Source organism: Streptococcus infantis (genome assembly GCF_047463615.1).
Taxonomy (GTDB): Bacteria; Bacillota; Bacilli; order Lactobacillales; family Streptococcaceae; genus Streptococcus; species Streptococcus infantis_X.
Window position 1 is genome coordinate 12,118 of record NZ_JASHDO010000012.1, and the last position, 14,896, is coordinate 27,013.

Below are 14,896 nucleotides of genomic sequence, written 5' to 3' on the forward strand. Positions count from 1 at the left end.
CCTATAAATATTAGCTAACAAAAAACAGTAAAACCGACTTGGTTCTACTGTCTTATTTTTAAAATGTTTGGCGTTTGGCTTTACGCTCTGCACGTCCACGAGCACGACTTTCTGCACGCTTGGTTTTACGACGTTTTTCATCGACCGCCCACTGGATTTTCTTCTTATAACCTGGTTTGACTTTTTTCTTTTTCTTTTTAACCAGCCCAATCATTTCGATATCCAGTTTTTCCTGCTTCTTCTCACGATTGGCACGACGGTCACGGTCATAGGTATCTTGGAATTCTCCGTCTTTGACCATCTTAGGTACAAACTTGATTCCAAATTTCTCTAACTCACGAATATCAGAGTCATCGCTTGGCTGATAAAGGGTAATGGCTGTACCTGGTAGACCATTACGTCCAGTTCGTCCAACACGGTGAACAAAGAAGGACAAGTCTTGAGGAATGGCATCGTTAATAACATGGCTGACACCCTCAATATCAATCCCACGCGCAGCTAAGTCAGTTGCTACAATATATTCAAAATCAAGATTTTTCACCTGATTCATGATCCGTTTGCGTTCACGAGGTGCAATATCCCCATGGATCTTTGCCACCTTTAATCCTTGAGCTGTTAAGTATGTATGCAATTCATCCGCACGAGTTTTTGTATTGACAAAAATCATGGCTAGATATGGTTGCATGACTTGAGTCAATTCATAAATCTGGGCATTCTTATCACGACCTTTAGTCGAAATCAACCAGTTATCAATGGTATCTGAGATAACTGTTTTAGTCTTGATCTTTTCCATAACTGGATTAGACAAGTACTTTTTCAAGAATGGTTGCAGTTTTTGTGGGATAGTCGCTGAAAAGACCATAAACTGCAAGTCTTTTGGAAGGCTACCTGCAATCTTATCAACTGTTTCCAAGAATCCCATATCCAAGGTCATGTCCGCTTCATCGACTACAAAGGTCTTAGCCTTGTGAATAGCAAGGTCACCAGACTTGACCAAATCATAGATACGACCTGGTGTTCCGATAACGATATGGGGCTGGTTGCTTGCCAGTTTGTCAATTTGGCGAGCCTTATCTGTACCACCAACATAGTTAACAACACGAATCTCTACTTCTGAGTGTCCTGCAATTTGACGAGCAGCTTGATAAATCTGTGTTGCTAACTCACGACTTGGAGCTGTAATAACCGCCTGCACACTGTCACTCTCTTCGTCCAATTGTTGGAAAATGGGAAGTAAGAAAGTATGAGTCTTCCCTGAACCTGTTTTTGATTCACCAACCAAGTCACGACCTGCCAGGACAATGGGAATCAACTTTTCCTGAACCTCGGTAGGTGTCGTAAATTTCAACTCCTCCAAAGCTTCTTCTATATATTTTTTAAACTTAAATTTCGTAAATGACATAATATCCTCGATTCTATCTATCTATTCATTATACCACATTTTGATGCATTACAGTTAAACTTTCGATTTAGATAAACCCACGGAAATTTCAGTAAATTCAAAATCTACCCGAATAAAGACAAGAAAAATACTCTCTGTCCATCCTAAACAAAGAGTATTAGATTTTTACGTAAGATTCCACTCTTCTCTCAGCCAATCACAAAAAAGATGATAACGTTCCTTAAGAGCTTCATGATGCCCATAAGCATCAAAAGTAGAATAAGTTGAGGGAACTACTTCTGAAATCAGATCATGAATTTTTCTAGCAAAAATAGGAGCCTTAGACAGACGGTTGGAATGATTAGCACCTTCTGTCTGACCATTTTGCAGATAAATCAGACTTTGGCTCTGTATCAGGTCATGTTCCCTGCAAAATTCTGTAAAATCAGGATACCAGAAGGAACCACAGATAGAAAAGATACAGATCGCAGGAAGATAGCTACTATAGAGACTATAGACGGCAGCAAGCCCCCCCAGTGAATAGCCACCATAGGCAATTCGACTTTCATCAATCAAGTAGTCCTTTTGCAGAGTTGTTAGAATCCCTTGAAAGAGCTTCTGATGGTATGCATCTACCTTCCCACCAAAATCTGGAGCCCCTTCTTTCAAAGCCTTAGACTGCCAGGGTGTAAAGTCATCCAGACGATTTTCTGGAATCAACCCCACCAAAATCACAGATTGGGATAGGTCTGACAAATAGTCCAATTGTCCATCATTTAAAAGCACAAGTGGATAGGCTTGTTGAGGATCATAGTTTGAAGGAAGACTGATCCTAACTTGAATCCCTTCCCAGTTAAACTCCTTATTGCTTGATAAAGTCATTGATCTTCTCAAGGGAATCAATCACTGCAGGACCGTAATCCATCAACTCATCGTAAGAGATAGTCATGATTTTTTGGTTCTTGATTGCTGGTACATTTTCCAAAACAGCATTTGCCTTCATCAAATCCACTGCTTTTTCATCTAACTTTTGATTACGATCGCTGGTTACATAGATAATCAACTCTGGATCCATTGATACTAGATTTTCCAAGGTCAAACCAGAAGTTCCCGTTGCGACATTGGTATAACCAAGTTGGTTGAGCAAGCTTTCCTGAAGAGCTGACTTGTAGGCACCAAAGGTTTCGTCATTGTAGGCCACCATAATCAGAGCTTTTTTCTTTTCACCCTGTGTTTCTGGGTTAGCTTTTTTAACCGCATCGATTTTAGCTTGTAATTGCTCTGCGTATTGATTCGCCTTATCTTGGACATTGAAAATGGTACCAAGATTCTTCACATCTTCTACGATATTTCCTAAATCTTGTTGGATAGTTGAAAGTGAAGCTTTTTGCGTATAAACAGGGATTTTGTTTTCATTCCAAGCACTAATGGTTCCCATTGACTTTTCAGAAAACATCATGTTGCGTCCCATCAAGGCATCTGGTTCATAAGAAAGAACTGTTTCTTGTGAGACAGATTTTTTATCACCAATGTGAGGGATGGCTTCAATAGCATCCTTGTATTTACCAGTTACAGCATTATCAGGATTGAGCATGCCAGCAATTTTATCTTGCAAACCGAGTTCAAGTAGGATTTCAGTTGTTGAGAGGTTATTGGTGATGACCTTTTCAGGTGCCTTTTCAAAGACTTGTTCGACTTCGTTTCCTTTAGCATCATAAGTTTTGATAGTTACAGGATAGCTGGTTTCTGTATTAGCTTTTTGACTAGCTTCTGTTGTAGCCGGTGCCGTTGCTGTTTCTTTAGATGCGTTACTACAAGCTGCCAAAGATAAGGTAGCTACTGTTACAAGTAAAATACTGAGTGTTTTTTTCATGTTTTTATTTTCCTTTTTAATTTTTATAAATAGTGAATCATGGCTTGCTGATCTTCTGTCCAAGTTACCTTACTTTGAACGCCATAGACAGCCTGCAATGACTCGGGTGTGATGGTCTCTTTTGGAGTACCTTGGTAAACAATCTCCCCTTCTTTCATTAGGTAGAGATAGTCTGAATAGCGACAAGCTAGCTGAATATCATGCAAGACAGCTAGCACATTAATCTGAAGATTTTTGACAATGGTCAATAAGTCTAGCTGATACTTGATATCCAAATGATTGGTCGGTTCATCTAAGAGCAAGAGGGTCGGCTCTTGGGCCAAGGAGCGTGCTAACAGAACCCGCTGCTTCTCTCCTCCTGACAAAGAAGAGTAGAGTCGATTTCTCTTTTCAAGCAGATCTACCTTGACCAAAGCATCCTCAACCAAAGCAAAGTCTCTGTCTTTTTCCTTTTGCAAGAAAGAGAGATGGGGAGTTCTGCCCAGCATGACAATCTCCTCAACCGTACAATCAAACTGGAGTTGATTAAACTGCGTGATGACTGCCATCTGCTTTGCCGTTTCTTTGACGCTCATTTGGTCTAGAGGCTTCCCATCTAAAGAAATCAAGCCCTGATCAGGCTTTTCCTGTCGATAGAGGAGTTTCAGCAAGCTAGTCTTCCCACTGCCATTGGGTCCTAAAATGGTATGAAATTGGTTGCCCTCAAGTTTAAGTGAGACTCCTTTGAGAATTTTTTTCTCTCCGATTCCAAAGTGAATATCCTGACACATTAAGTCCATATCAGACCCTCACCTCCCTTCGTCTACTTCCAACCATGTAGATAAAGAAAGGTGCACCTACTAAGGCTGTGAAGATACCAATCGGAAGTTCAGCATTCTGAATCAAGACACGAGAAAGAACATCTGCCCAAACGACAAAGAGGGCGCCTAGTAAGGTTGCAATCGGAAAAAGCCTTTTGTAATTTGTCCCTACCAAACTTCGAGCTAGATGAGGTGTGATAAGGCCAACAAAACCAATAATCCCACAGGTCGATACCAAGATTGCTGTCATTATAGCCACAATCGTCACATAGAGATACCAGTAAAAACGCAAGGGAATTCCCAAGGTCAAGGCCGCCTCATCTCCCATCATCATGGCATTAAAAACACGATATTGGGTTGAGAAAAATAAGAAAGCTATTCCCACTACTACTGTTGGCAAAGTTAAGTGAGCCCATGAGGTCCCCGCTAAGGAACCCATGGTCCAAAACTTGATGGTCATAACGCTATCAGCATTGGCCCCAATAGAAATAATAAAGTTTGAAAAAGCCAAAAATAGGGCATTCACTACCGTACCCGATAAGATTAAGCTAGAAGTTGTCATCCTACCCTGCATGGATGCGATGAGTAGAACTGCAACTGTTGCTAAAGTCGCTCCGAGGAAAGATCCTAGACCAATCATAACTTTAAATCCAAGAATAATACTCAAAGTTGCTCCAAAGGTTGCCCCAGCTGAAATTCCTAATACATAGGGCTCTGCTATTGGATTGTTGACCGTTGACTGCATGACACTACCACACATGGAAAGGCCTGCACCCACAATCAAAGCAAGAAAAACCCGTGGTAATCTCATATTCCAAACAATAGCAAGCGTAGACTTTGAAATGTCTCCTATCTCAAAAGGAGCCCCTAACTGACTCAAAATTATCCGATAGGTATCACTCAAGCTAATTTGAACAGGCCCCATAGAAACTGCCAGAAACAGAGAAATCCCCAAAGCTCCTAACAGGATAGCTAGTAAAAAACAATATCTCAGGTTTTGATGGCTTCCAGAAAATTTGGAAAGCATGAAACCCTCCTTTAACAAAAATTAAAAATTTTGACAATTTTAATAAACAGTATACCACATTTCTAAATCATGAGCAAGACTAGAAAAATGCACACAAAAAAGCCCTCTGAAGTCAGAGGGCTGATTTGATCATGGGCTAAAATCCTAGTGAAAAAGATGAAACTCCTTGTGTTCATCGAACACGGTGTCGTTTCCCTATTTTCATACGGATTTTTAACGCACTTAGCATCATGATTCTTGCTACTTAAAACGTTTATAGACTAGGAGGCAAGCCGAAGATTGTACAAAAATGTTAGTGAAACAAAAAAATCTCCCCGAAGGGAGATCATTCTGGTTTATTTTACCTTACAGTGCTAGGATCCATAACCGAAGATAATACTTGAGTATATCGAGGTAAGGTGACAAAAATAAAAAGCTACTCAACTAGAGTAGCCTTATTTTCAAGATGTGCTCAATTGAACACGGCCTAAGCACTTGACAAAAACAAAAAGCCCCCTGAAGTCAGAGAGCTTGATTCTTGCTGGATAAAACGTTTATAGACTAGGCGGCAAGCCGAAGATTGTACTGATGGTACATCGAGGCGAAGCCAACGAAGTATAGAAACGTTTTAGACGCAAGATTAACGACGAAGTCCAAGAGAGTTGATCAACTCACGGTAACGGTTAACGTCGTTTTTACGCAAGTATGCAAGCAAGTTACGACGGCGACCGATTTTCTTCATCAATCCACGGTAAGTAGCGTGGTCTTTTTTGTGTTGTTTGATGTGTTCGTTAAGGTGGTTGATTTCCCAAGTAAGGACAGCAACTTGAACCTCTACTGAACCTGTATCACCTTCGTGACGTGCATATTGTGCAATGATTTCATTTTTTTTCTCTTTTGAGATTGCCATGATGTTTCTCCTTTTTATTTGGCTTCATCCGAGTGACAGGTTGGCATGCCTGTAACCAAGAAGAAGTTATTTGTCTTTACGACATTTCCTATTCTACCAATAACTAAGTTCTTTGTCAACTGATTTACTATTCTTACCACAAAAGTGCTATAATAGTTATAGGAAGGATATCTAAGTTGACATCTTAAAAAGAGAGGTGATTACCATGCGTAAATTCTCGCAATATCTCCCCTACTATCTGGTCATATTTTTCTTTTATTGGCCACTTTATGAGCTGTTATTATGGACTATTACTAAAAACTATATCTTGAAGGAGCTCACCATCGGCAACGTTATTATCTTCTCTCCACTGGTGACTTTCATAGTATCACTATTCTACTCTTATCGTTTCAAGTTCTCAGTTTGGTGGTTAATTGGAGTTGGATTTCTCTTTTGCTTTACCATCATTACTTTCGGAGAATTTATCCTTCTCTACTTCCTAGCCTATGAAATCTTTGCCCTCGCGGGTATGGCTGTCGGTGCAGCTGTTAAGAATCTAGTGCAAAAACTGAAAAACAAAAAACTTTCACAAAATCCTTGAAAAATCTCACAATCATGCTATAATAATGCATAGAGACAAGTCACTTAGCCCCTTTCTACCAGAGAGTGCGTGGTTGCTGAGAACGCATAGAAAGACTATACTGATACTACTCTACTGACTTTTATGCAAACATAAAACGGTGGCCACGTTAGAGCCAATCAGAGGTGTCTCTCTTTTTTGAGGAACATAAATGAAGGTGGAACCACGTTGCGACGTCCTTTTTAGGATGTCGCTTTTTGTTTTTCTTGATTTAAAACTGCAAAATAGGGAAACACCTCTGCTATAGAAATAATGGATAACTAATATAAGGAGAAAACCATGATCAAAATTACTTTCCCAGATGGCGCTGTTCGTGAATTCGAATCTGGCGTTACAACTTTTGAAATTGCTCAATCCATCAGCAATTCTCTAGCTAAAAAAGCTCTTGCTGGTAAATTTAACGGCAAACTCATCGACACTACTCGTGCTATTACTGAAGACGGAAGCATCGAAATCGTGACACCTGATCACGAAGACGCTCTTGACATCTTGCGTCACTCAGCAGCCCACTTGTTCGCTCAAGCAGCTCGTCGTCTTTTCCCAGACATTCACTTGGGAGTTGGTCCAGCCATCGAAGATGGTTTCTACTACGATACTGATAACCAAGCTGGTCAAATCTCTAACGAAGATCTTCCTCGTATCGAAGAAGAAATGCAAAAAATCGTTAAAGAAAACTTCCCATCTATTCGTGAAGAAGTGACTAAGGATGAAGCTCGTGAAATCTTTAAGAATGATCCATACAAATTGGAATTGATCGAGGAACACTCAGAAGACGAGGGTGGCTTGACCATCTACCGTCAGGGTGAATACGTGGACCTTTGCCGTGGACCTCACGTCCCATCAACAGGCCGCATTCAAATCTTCCACCTTCTCCATGTAGCTGGTGCTTACTGGCGCGGAAATAGCGACAACGCTATGATGCAACGGATCTATGGTACAGCTTGGTTCGACAAGAAAGACTTGAAAAACTACCTTCAAATGCGTGAAGAAGCCAAAGAACGTGACCACCGTAAACTTGGTAAAGAGCTTGATCTCTTTATGATTTCTCAAGAGGTTGGTCAAGGTCTTCCATTCTGGTTGCCAAATGGGGCGACAATCCGTCGTGAGTTAGAACGCTACATCGTCGACAAGGAGTTAGCTTCTGGCTACCAACACGTTTACACTCCACCACTTGCTTCTGTAGAGCTTTACAAGACTTCTGGTCACTGGGATCATTACCAAGAAGACATGTTCCCAACTATGGATATGGGAGATGGGGAAGAATTCGTCCTTCGCCCAATGAACTGCCCACACCACATCCAAGTCTTCAAGCACCATGTTCACTCATACCGTGAGTTGCCAATCCGTATCGCTGAAATCGGGATGATGCACCGTTACGAAAAATCTGGTGCCCTCACTGGTCTTCAACGTGTGCGTGAAATGTCTCTCAACGACGGTCACCTCTTTGTAACTCCTGAACAAATCCAAGAAGAATTCCAACGTGCCCTTCAGTTGATTATCGATGTTTATGAAGATTTCAACTTGAATGAATACCGTTTCCGCCTCTCTCTTCGTGACCCTCAAGATACTCACAAGTACTTTGATAACGATGAAATGTGGGAAAATGCCCAAACCATGCTTCGTGCTGCCCTTGATGAGATGGGTGTTGATTACTTTGAAGCTGAAGGTGAAGCTGCCTTCTACGGACCAAAATTGGATATCCAGGTTAAGACTGCCCTTGGAAAAGAAGAAACCCTCTCTACGATCCAGCTTGACTTCTTGCTTCCAGAACGCTTCGACCTTAAATACATCGGAGCTGATGGTGAAGAACATCGCCCAGTTATGATCCACCGTGGGGTTATCTCAACAATGGAACGCTTCACAGCTATCTTGATTGAAAACTACAAGGGTGCCTTCCCAACATGGCTTGCACCACATCAAGTAACCCTCATCCCAGTATCTAACGAAAAACACGTGGACTACGCTTGGGAAGTGGCTAAGAAGCTCCGTGACCGTGGTGTCCGTGCTGATGTGGATGAACGTAATGAAAAAATGCAATTCAAGATCCGTGCATCACAAACTAGCAAGATTCCTTACCAATTGATCGTTGGTGATAAGGAAATGGAAGATGGAACTGTCAACGTTCGTCGCTATGGACAAAAAGAAACGAACACTGTGTCAGTAGAGGAGTTTGTAGCAGCTATCCTAGCTGATATCGCCAACAAATCACGTGTTGAGAAATAAGAGATAAAAGCTGGTACAAAATCCTAGCTACTAAAAAAGCAACAACTGTTTCAGCTGTTGCTTTTTTGATGCTTCTGTCTCTAGATTTGAACAATCTTGCGATAGCTTCTTGAAGTTATCATAAAGATTAGGACATAGACTAAAGCAAAGATACCACAAATAAAAAGTGTTACACTTAACATCATAGCTGTATCTACTACCCCAATGACCTTAAGAATCAAACTTAACATATGATAGGCAAATGCCAAATGTAGAAAGGCGAAGATTAGCGGAAGGAAGAAGACAGTCAAAACTTGCTTGTTAATAGTTTGCTTGATTTGTTTTTGATCCAAGCCCACTTTTTGCAGGATGACAAAGCGTTCACGATCCTCATAACCTTCTGAGATTTGTTTATAGTAAATGACCAGTACAGTACCTACCATAAAGATGATAGAGAGGAAAATACCGATAAAGAAGACACCACCAAAGAGGGCACTCATCTGCGCACTGCCATCTGCTAGATTGCTACCATAAACATAGCTACCTTCTGTGTTTAATTGAGCATTAAACTGATCGAGGTATTTTTCATACTCGTCAGCGACCTTGAGTTGTTCTTCTTCGCTGGCATTTACATTCATACCACCGTACAGCTGATTATAGATAGCTGAATCTGGGAATTGGTCTAAAAATGCTTGCAAATTAGGAACAACAAGGTAATTGTAATCAGTAGTAAAAATATTAAACTGATTTGGGACATGGTTCACAATAAAATCTGTATTAAATTCTTCTTTTACAGAAAATTGATGGTTATTTAGAGTTAGAGCTTTCTGTCCTTTCAGTCCGTCATTTTTGGCAAAAAGACCGATCTCATTTCCTGATAGAGAAAGTTTTTGACCAGTCATATTTTCATAATCTTTTTGGTCAAATACCATGAAAACTGTTTTTGGTTGGACACGGTTTTGTCCTTTTTCAAAAATAGTTAACTTGGTTCCTTCTTGATTTGCAATACCAAAGTTACTGTAACGAAGCACTTCTTTCTCTTTGACACTATAACCTTTGTCACTTGCAAACTGGCTCAAGAGTTTGTCCAAATCTTCTTTTTCAACATTTTGTCCAGTAATCCCAAAGTCATGCGGATTCATAACTTTTTTAAAGCTTTCTGAGGCATTGAAAATGCTTGTTGCTGCTGACATGGTTACTAAAACCATTGTTGACAAAATTGCGATAGTTGCTAGTCCAACCGCATTTTTCTTCATACGGAAAATCAAGTTGGACACTGAGATGAGATTATTTGGTTGGTAATAGTATTTTTTATTTTTCTTTAAGATTTGAAGGAAAACTGTAATCCCTGCATTGAACAAAAGATAAGTACCAAAGATAACCAGCAAAACAGCTAGGAAAAATGTTGTTAGGGCTGTAAGAGGATCTTTTACTGTAAGGGCAAGATAATAGCCAATCCCTAAGCTAATGGAACCAAGAATGGTTTGGAGAAGAAGGAATCGGCCTTTTTTCTCTCCGCTAGCTTTCTCACGTGAGAGCTGAAGGGCATTCATGCGAGCAATTCGAAGGGCATTTAGGAACATGAGGCTTAGGAAAATCAAACCAAAGACAACAAGTACTGTAATGACAACTTTCATCTGGAAGGTAGCGACCAGCTCAACCTTCAATTTCATCAGTTTAAGCAAGAAGGCGAAAATCAACTTGTCAAGCAAGGCTCCAATACCAATACCTGCACCAACGGTTAGAATCCCAAATAGTACTAACTCCTTAAAAGTCATACTAATCAGATGACGCTTCTCCAAGCCCAACATGCCATAAATTCCCAGTTCCTTGGAACGGTTTTTCATGACAAAACTATTGGCATAGAGTACGATTATGGATGACGCAAGTGTGACAATCACCATACCAAATCCAAGTGTAGCTTGAATCGTTTCACCTCCACGGATTTCCGCAATCTTGGGATTGAAGGCTAGGGAGTAAAAGAGATAGCTAATTGTGACTGCCAAAATGACAGCCAAAGCAAATGGGTAATAGAGTTTGCGGTTTTTGATTAAGTTGGATATGGCCAACTTATTGGTTAATCGAAACATACTAGTTCACCTCACTTGCCATAACAGTCAAGGTGTCAGAGATTTCTTGGAACATCTGACGATCCGTCTTTTCACCACGATAGATTTGATTATAGAGAATACCGTCCTTGATGAAAAGAACACGTTTTGCACGGCTAGCAGCTGCTGTTGAGTGGGTTACCATGAGAATGGTTTGACCTCGCTCGTTAATCTCATCGAAGACATCTAGCAGTGCTGCAGATGACTTAGAGTCTAGGGCTCCTGTTGGCTCATCAGCGAGGAGAATTTCTGGCTCTGTGATGATAGCCCGTGCAACTGCAACCCTTTGTTTTTGTCCACCAGAGATTTCATAAGGGTACTTCTCCTGCAATTGGTTGATGCCAAGATTTTCAGCTGTCACAACTAATTTTTTCATCATCTCAGTGATAGGTCTTCTTGATAAAACTAGAGGAAGCAAGATATTGTCTTTAACAGAAAGCGTATCTAATAAATTGAAGTCTTGGAAGACAAAACCTAGTTTTTCACGACGGAAACTTGATGCTTCAGAATTTTTAATGGTAGCTGTGTCTGTTCCATTTAGAAAGACCTGACCACGAGTTGGTTTATCCAACATAGCTAAAATATTTAACAAAGTTGATTTACCAGATCCAGACTCACCCATAATTGCAACATACTCTCCTTTTTCAACCGTAAAGTTGATATCCTTGAGGGCTTCTACTTGGTTGCCTTGAAAACGAGTTTTATAAATCTTTTGAACGTGTTTTACATCTAATAGTGTCATGATTTTCTCCTTCTTAATAACCCATCAATTGAAACTGTGCTTGCATAATGGCACATCCCAGCTGAACTCGCTTGATCTCTTTTGGACTTGGTTTACTTGTATGTTTCTTTTGTAAGATTGTTTTTATGGTTTCTCTCCTTTTTCTTTATGCTATAAGTTTACTCCAAATAAAGAGGGCTTGCCATAACATAACCTTACAAAATAGGGCTGTAATCTTACATTTTTGTAAGATTACAATTTTTTATCTAATTGAAACCTGCTTTCTTACCCTTACAAGGTCTAAAGAAGAGCCTGAAAGGTTTCTTCCAAGCTCTTAGCAATTCTTTTCATTCGATCAGTAGATTTACTTCTGAAAACTTGATACGCACAATCGTACCTTGACCAAGTTCAGATTCAATACGGATTTGATGTCCTAATTCTTGGCTGATTTTTTGGGTCAAGTAGAGTCCAAGACCAGATGACTGCTGGGTCATGCGACCATTGTAGCCTGAAAATCCGCGTTCAAAAACTCGCAATTGATCACTGTTTTTAATGCCAATCCCAGTATCTTTGATGCAAAGTTCTTGATCTTCCATATAGATCTCAATTCCACCTTCATTTGTGTATTTGAGGCTATTTGAAAGGATTTGTTCAATGACTACTAGCAACCATTTTTTATCCGTTACAATGCTTCTATCCAAGTCATGCAGATTAACACTTAAACCTTTCTGGATAAAGAAAATGGCATATTTGCGAATGACTTCCTTGACCAAATCCTCCACATTTTCTTTCTTCAACACCAGATCATCATGGAAGCTCTCTAAGCGTAGGTATTGGAGAACGAGGTTTGTATAGGAATCAATCTTAAAAATTTCCTGTTCCAACTGTTGTTTCAATTGGCGATCTTTCACCTCACTCACTAGAAGTTTACTGGCCGCAATTGGTGTTTTTATCTGATGCACCCAGAGTGTATAGTAGTCCACCAAATCATTGTAGCGGTTTTCAGCATCTGATTTCTTTTGGTAGAGTTCCTCTTCACTTTTCTCTAGTTTTTCAGTTAGTAGGACCTCCATTGGGGACTTGGCTTCTCTTTTTCCGTAAAACAATTCCTTACGATAGCGTTGCAATTCTATCAAGAAATCATAGACCAAAAACAAAAGTGTTAAAAAGGTAGATAGAAAGAAGAAATAATTAAAGTAGGGCACTTGGTTATCAAATAAGACCTCAAAGAGAAAAAGTAAACCTGTAAGTAAGATAAGAAAAGCGAAAAAACGGCTGCGCGAACGGATATAAGCTAGAAAAAAACTTTTAAAATCAAGCATGTTTCAATCCGTACCCTATTCCTTTCTTGGTTTCGATAAAACCAATCAAACCTTCTTCCTCCAATTTCTTACGTAAGCGGGCGACGTTTACGGACAAGGTATTATCATCGATAAAAAAGTCACTATTCCAGAGCTCCCGCATCAGGTCGTCACGCGCTACGATATTTCCTGCATGATCAAATAAGACACGTAAAATCTGAAATTCATTCTTGGTTAAACTGATAGCTTTGCCATTGACATGCACATCCATAGACTTGGTATTGAGGATAACTCCAGCATACTCTAAGAGACTTTCATCCCGTCCAAACTCATAGGAACGACGCAACAAGCCCTGTACCTTTGCTAAAAGTACCTGCTGGTCGAAAGGCTTGGTTACAAAGTCATCCGCTCCCATATTGATAGCCATAACGATGTCCATGGCCTGGTCTCTCGAAGACAGAAACATAATGGGAACTTTAGAAATCTTGCGAATTTCCTGGCACCAGTGATAACCATTAAAGAGAGGTAAGCCAATATCCATGAGAACCAGATGAGGTTCAGACTGAACAAATAGGGTTAGAACTTCCATGAAGTCTTCTACCATGACTACCTCAAACCCCCATTCAGAGAGCATTTTCCCAACTTGCTGACGGATGACTGGATCATCTTCTACTAGTAAAATCTTATGCATCTGCTCCTCCTTTTTCTATATTATAGCAAAATTCTCCTCACTACTAGCGAAATTGATGTAAATCTGATAAGATAAAAGTTAAGAAAGGAGTTCTCATGGCCAATATTTTCGACTACCTAACTGATGTTCAATACGATTCTTTTTACGATCTTCCCTTAAATGAACTGGATATACTAGCTCTGACAGAGCTGACCTATCTTTCTTTTGATAACCTATTGGACCAGCCTGTCAATCGCTTAAGCGATGTCGCAACACTTGTTCCTCGAGAAAGCACCATGTTGACCAATAAAGAACGTCTCCAGCTCCTGGATCAGTTATCCCAGCACAAACGTTTTAAAAATAGCAAACTCTCTAACTTTGTAAACGAGGTTGATACGGAGCAACAGAAACAGTTCGCTGCTATGACCTATCGCCTTGATTTAGATACTTATCTGATTGTCTTTCGAGGTACAGACGATAGTATTATTGGTTGGAAGGAAGATTTCCACATGACCTACATGAAGGAAATCCCTGCCCAAAAACATGCTCTTGAATACTTGGAAGAATTCTTTACTCAGCATCCAAAACAAAAAGTAATGGTTGCTGGACATTCTAAAGGTGGAAATCTAGCCGTCTATGCTGCCAGTCAAATTCGACCTGAATTGCAAGACAAGATATCTGCAGTTTATACCTATGATGCCCCTGGTTTGCAGGCTCATCTGACTGAGACCACTGGTTATCAAGATGTTATTCCAAAAGTTCACCGTTTCGTCCCACAAGGTTCTGTCATCGGCATGATGCTGGAAGTTCCTGATACTCCTACCGTCGTCAAATCTACGGCTCTCGGAGGAATCGCCCAACACAGCACCTTTAGTTGGCAAACTGATGATAATCACTTTGTCCAACTAGAGGCCATCAGTAGCGAGAGTCTCCAAATTAAAGACACTCTCAAAGAATGGGTGGATAGTGTTCCCGATGAGGAATTGGAGCTCTACTTCGATCTCTTTTTTGGAACCATCCTAGAATCTGGAATTAGCTCCATTAATGAACTGTCTTCTAAAAATGCTATTGACCATGTTCGACAACTTGTTTCTCAAGCTCAGACATTGGAGCCCGAGCAAGTCGAAATCTTAAAAAATCTGACACAACTCCTGCTGGATGCTCGTTTCCAAGCCTGGAAGAATCATTTCTAATTCATTTTCAAAAGCTCGTTGCTAATCAAAATCGAGGTCGGGATTTTTATCCCGGCTTCTATTTTTATACTCTTCACTCTCTTTCTTGACGAGTTTCTCTTTTTTTGAAAAA

13 protein-coding genes are annotated in these 14,896 nt (G+C 40.2%); 3 read left to right on the plus strand and 10 right to left on the minus strand.

Translation table 11 applies throughout. The features are described from left to right. Window positions 1-58 precede the first annotated feature (58 nt). The 6 genes from QM874_RS09065 to rpsO all read right to left on the minus strand — a co-directional run bounded on the left by QM874_RS09065 (window position 59) and on the right by rpsO (window position 5,970). Window positions 59-1,402 (minus strand): DEAD/DEAH box helicase, encoded by a 1,344-nt coding sequence (locus tag QM874_RS09065; protein ID WP_414317026.1) that lies wholly within the window; start codon window positions 1,400-1,402, stop codon window positions 59-61. 165 nt (window positions 1,403-1,567) lie between these two features. After that, window positions 1,568-2,263 carry an alpha/beta hydrolase-fold protein gene (locus QM874_RS09070; RefSeq protein ID WP_414317027.1) on the minus strand — a complete coding sequence of 232 codons (696 nt, stop codon included), beginning with the start codon at window positions 2,261-2,263 and terminating at the stop codon, window positions 1,568-1,570. After that, entirely contained in the window at window positions 2,244-3,254 is a 1,011-nt protein-coding gene (locus QM874_RS09075) for an ABC transporter substrate-binding protein (RefSeq protein ID WP_414317028.1), read from the minus strand. The genes QM874_RS09070 and QM874_RS09075 overlap by 20 nt, the downstream gene beginning before the upstream one ends. Before the next feature lie 23 nt (window positions 3,255-3,277). After that, window positions 3,278-4,033, minus strand: coding sequence for an ABC transporter ATP-binding protein (locus QM874_RS09080; RefSeq protein WP_414317029.1), 756 nt, complete (start codon window positions 4,031-4,033; stop codon window positions 3,278-3,280). Between the two features lies 1 nt (window position 4,034). Next, window positions 4,035-5,081: a FecCD family ABC transporter permease gene (locus QM874_RS09085; RefSeq protein WP_414317030.1), complete on the minus strand. Its 1,047-nt coding sequence runs from the start codon at window positions 5,079-5,081 to the stop codon at window positions 4,035-4,037. Between the two features lie 619 nt (window positions 5,082-5,700). Beyond that, window positions 5,701-5,970, minus strand: a complete 270-nt coding sequence (rpsO, locus tag QM874_RS09090) for a 30S ribosomal protein S15 (protein ID WP_001018251.1) — start codon at window positions 5,968-5,970, stop codon at window positions 5,701-5,703. A gap of 205 nt (window positions 5,971-6,175) precedes the next feature. On the opposite strand from rpsO, the gene QM874_RS09095 reads away from it, so the two are divergent. Together QM874_RS09095 and thrS are read left to right on the plus strand one after the other, a co-directional pair. Then, the gene (locus tag QM874_RS09095) at window positions 6,176-6,550 is read left to right on the plus strand and encodes a hypothetical protein (RefSeq protein WP_414317031.1); all 375 of its coding nucleotides are present in this window, start codon (window positions 6,176-6,178) and stop codon (window positions 6,548-6,550) included. Between the two features lie 318 nt (window positions 6,551-6,868). After that, window positions 6,869-8,812: a threonine--tRNA ligase gene (thrS, locus tag QM874_RS09100; protein WP_247912969.1), complete on the plus strand. Its 1,944-nt coding sequence runs from the start codon at window positions 6,869-6,871 to the stop codon at window positions 8,810-8,812. 80 nt (window positions 8,813-8,892) lie between these two features. Here thrS and QM874_RS09105 read toward each other — a convergent pair whose 3' ends face one another. The 4 genes from QM874_RS09105 to QM874_RS09120 all read right to left on the minus strand — a co-directional run bounded on the left by QM874_RS09105 (window position 8,893) and on the right by QM874_RS09120 (window position 13,612). Next, entirely contained in the window at window positions 8,893-10,881 is a 1,989-nt protein-coding gene (locus QM874_RS09105) for an ABC transporter permease (protein ID WP_414317032.1), read from the minus strand. Between the two features lies 1 nt (window position 10,882). After that, entirely contained in the window at window positions 10,883-11,641 is a 759-nt protein-coding gene (locus QM874_RS09110) for an ABC transporter ATP-binding protein (RefSeq protein WP_414317033.1), read from the minus strand. Between the two features lie 326 nt (window positions 11,642-11,967). After that, entirely contained in the window at window positions 11,968-12,942 is a 975-nt protein-coding gene (locus QM874_RS09115; protein ID WP_414317034.1) for an ATP-binding protein, read from the minus strand. Continuing rightward, window positions 12,935-13,612 (minus strand): response regulator transcription factor, encoded by a 678-nt coding sequence (locus QM874_RS09120; protein ID WP_414317035.1) that lies wholly within the window; start codon window positions 13,610-13,612, stop codon window positions 12,935-12,937. Before QM874_RS09120 ends, QM874_RS09115 begins: the two co-directional genes overlap by 8 nt. Window positions 13,613-13,707: 95 nt before the next feature. Here QM874_RS09120 and QM874_RS09125 point away from each other — a divergent pair, with 95 nt between their 5' ends. Continuing rightward, window positions 13,708-14,784 carry a DUF2974 domain-containing protein gene (locus QM874_RS09125; protein WP_414317036.1) on the plus strand — a complete coding sequence of 359 codons (1,077 nt, stop codon included), beginning with the start codon at window positions 13,708-13,710 and terminating at the stop codon, window positions 14,782-14,784. The last annotated feature ends 112 nt before the right edge of the window (window positions 14,785-14,896 follow it).

Excerpts from the sequence above, each read along its gene's own strand:
- QM874_RS09065 (WP_414317026.1), bottom strand. The coding sequence starts at position 1,402 with ATGTCATTTACGAAATTTAAGTTTAAAAAATATATAGAAGAAGCTTTG.
- QM874_RS09070 (WP_414317027.1), bottom strand. The coding sequence starts at position 2,263 with ATGACTTTATCAAGCAATAAGGAGTTTAACTGGGAAGGGATTCAAGTT.
- QM874_RS09075 (WP_414317028.1), bottom strand. The coding sequence starts at position 3,254 with ATGAAAAAAACACTCAGTATTTTACTTGTAACAGTAGCTACCTTATCT.
- QM874_RS09080 (WP_414317029.1), bottom strand. The coding sequence starts at position 4,033 with ATGGACTTAATGTGTCAGGATATTCACTTTGGAATCGGAGAGAAAAAA.
- QM874_RS09085 (WP_414317030.1), bottom strand. The coding sequence starts at position 5,081 with ATGCTTTCCAAATTTTCTGGAAGCCATCAAAACCTGAGATATTGTTTT.
- rpsO (WP_001018251.1), bottom strand. The coding sequence starts at position 5,970 with ATGGCAATCTCAAAAGAGAAAAAAAATGAAATCATTGCACAATATGCA.
- QM874_RS09095 (WP_414317031.1), top strand. The coding sequence starts at position 6,176 with ATGCGTAAATTCTCGCAATATCTCCCCTACTATCTGGTCATATTTTTC.
- thrS (WP_247912969.1), top strand. The coding sequence starts at position 6,869 with ATGATCAAAATTACTTTCCCAGATGGCGCTGTTCGTGAATTCGAATCT.
- QM874_RS09105 (WP_414317032.1), bottom strand. The coding sequence starts at position 10,881 with ATGTTTCGATTAACCAATAAGTTGGCCATATCCAACTTAATCAAAAAC.
- QM874_RS09110 (WP_414317033.1), bottom strand. The coding sequence starts at position 11,641 with ATGACACTATTAGATGTAAAACACGTTCAAAAGATTTATAAAACTCGT.
- QM874_RS09115 (WP_414317034.1), bottom strand. The coding sequence starts at position 12,942 with ATGCTTGATTTTAAAAGTTTTTTTCTAGCTTATATCCGTTCGCGCAGC.
- QM874_RS09120 (WP_414317035.1), bottom strand. The coding sequence starts at position 13,612 with ATGCATAAGATTTTACTAGTAGAAGATGATCCAGTCATCCGTCAGCAA.
- QM874_RS09125 (WP_414317036.1), top strand. The coding sequence starts at position 13,708 with ATGGCCAATATTTTCGACTACCTAACTGATGTTCAATACGATTCTTTT.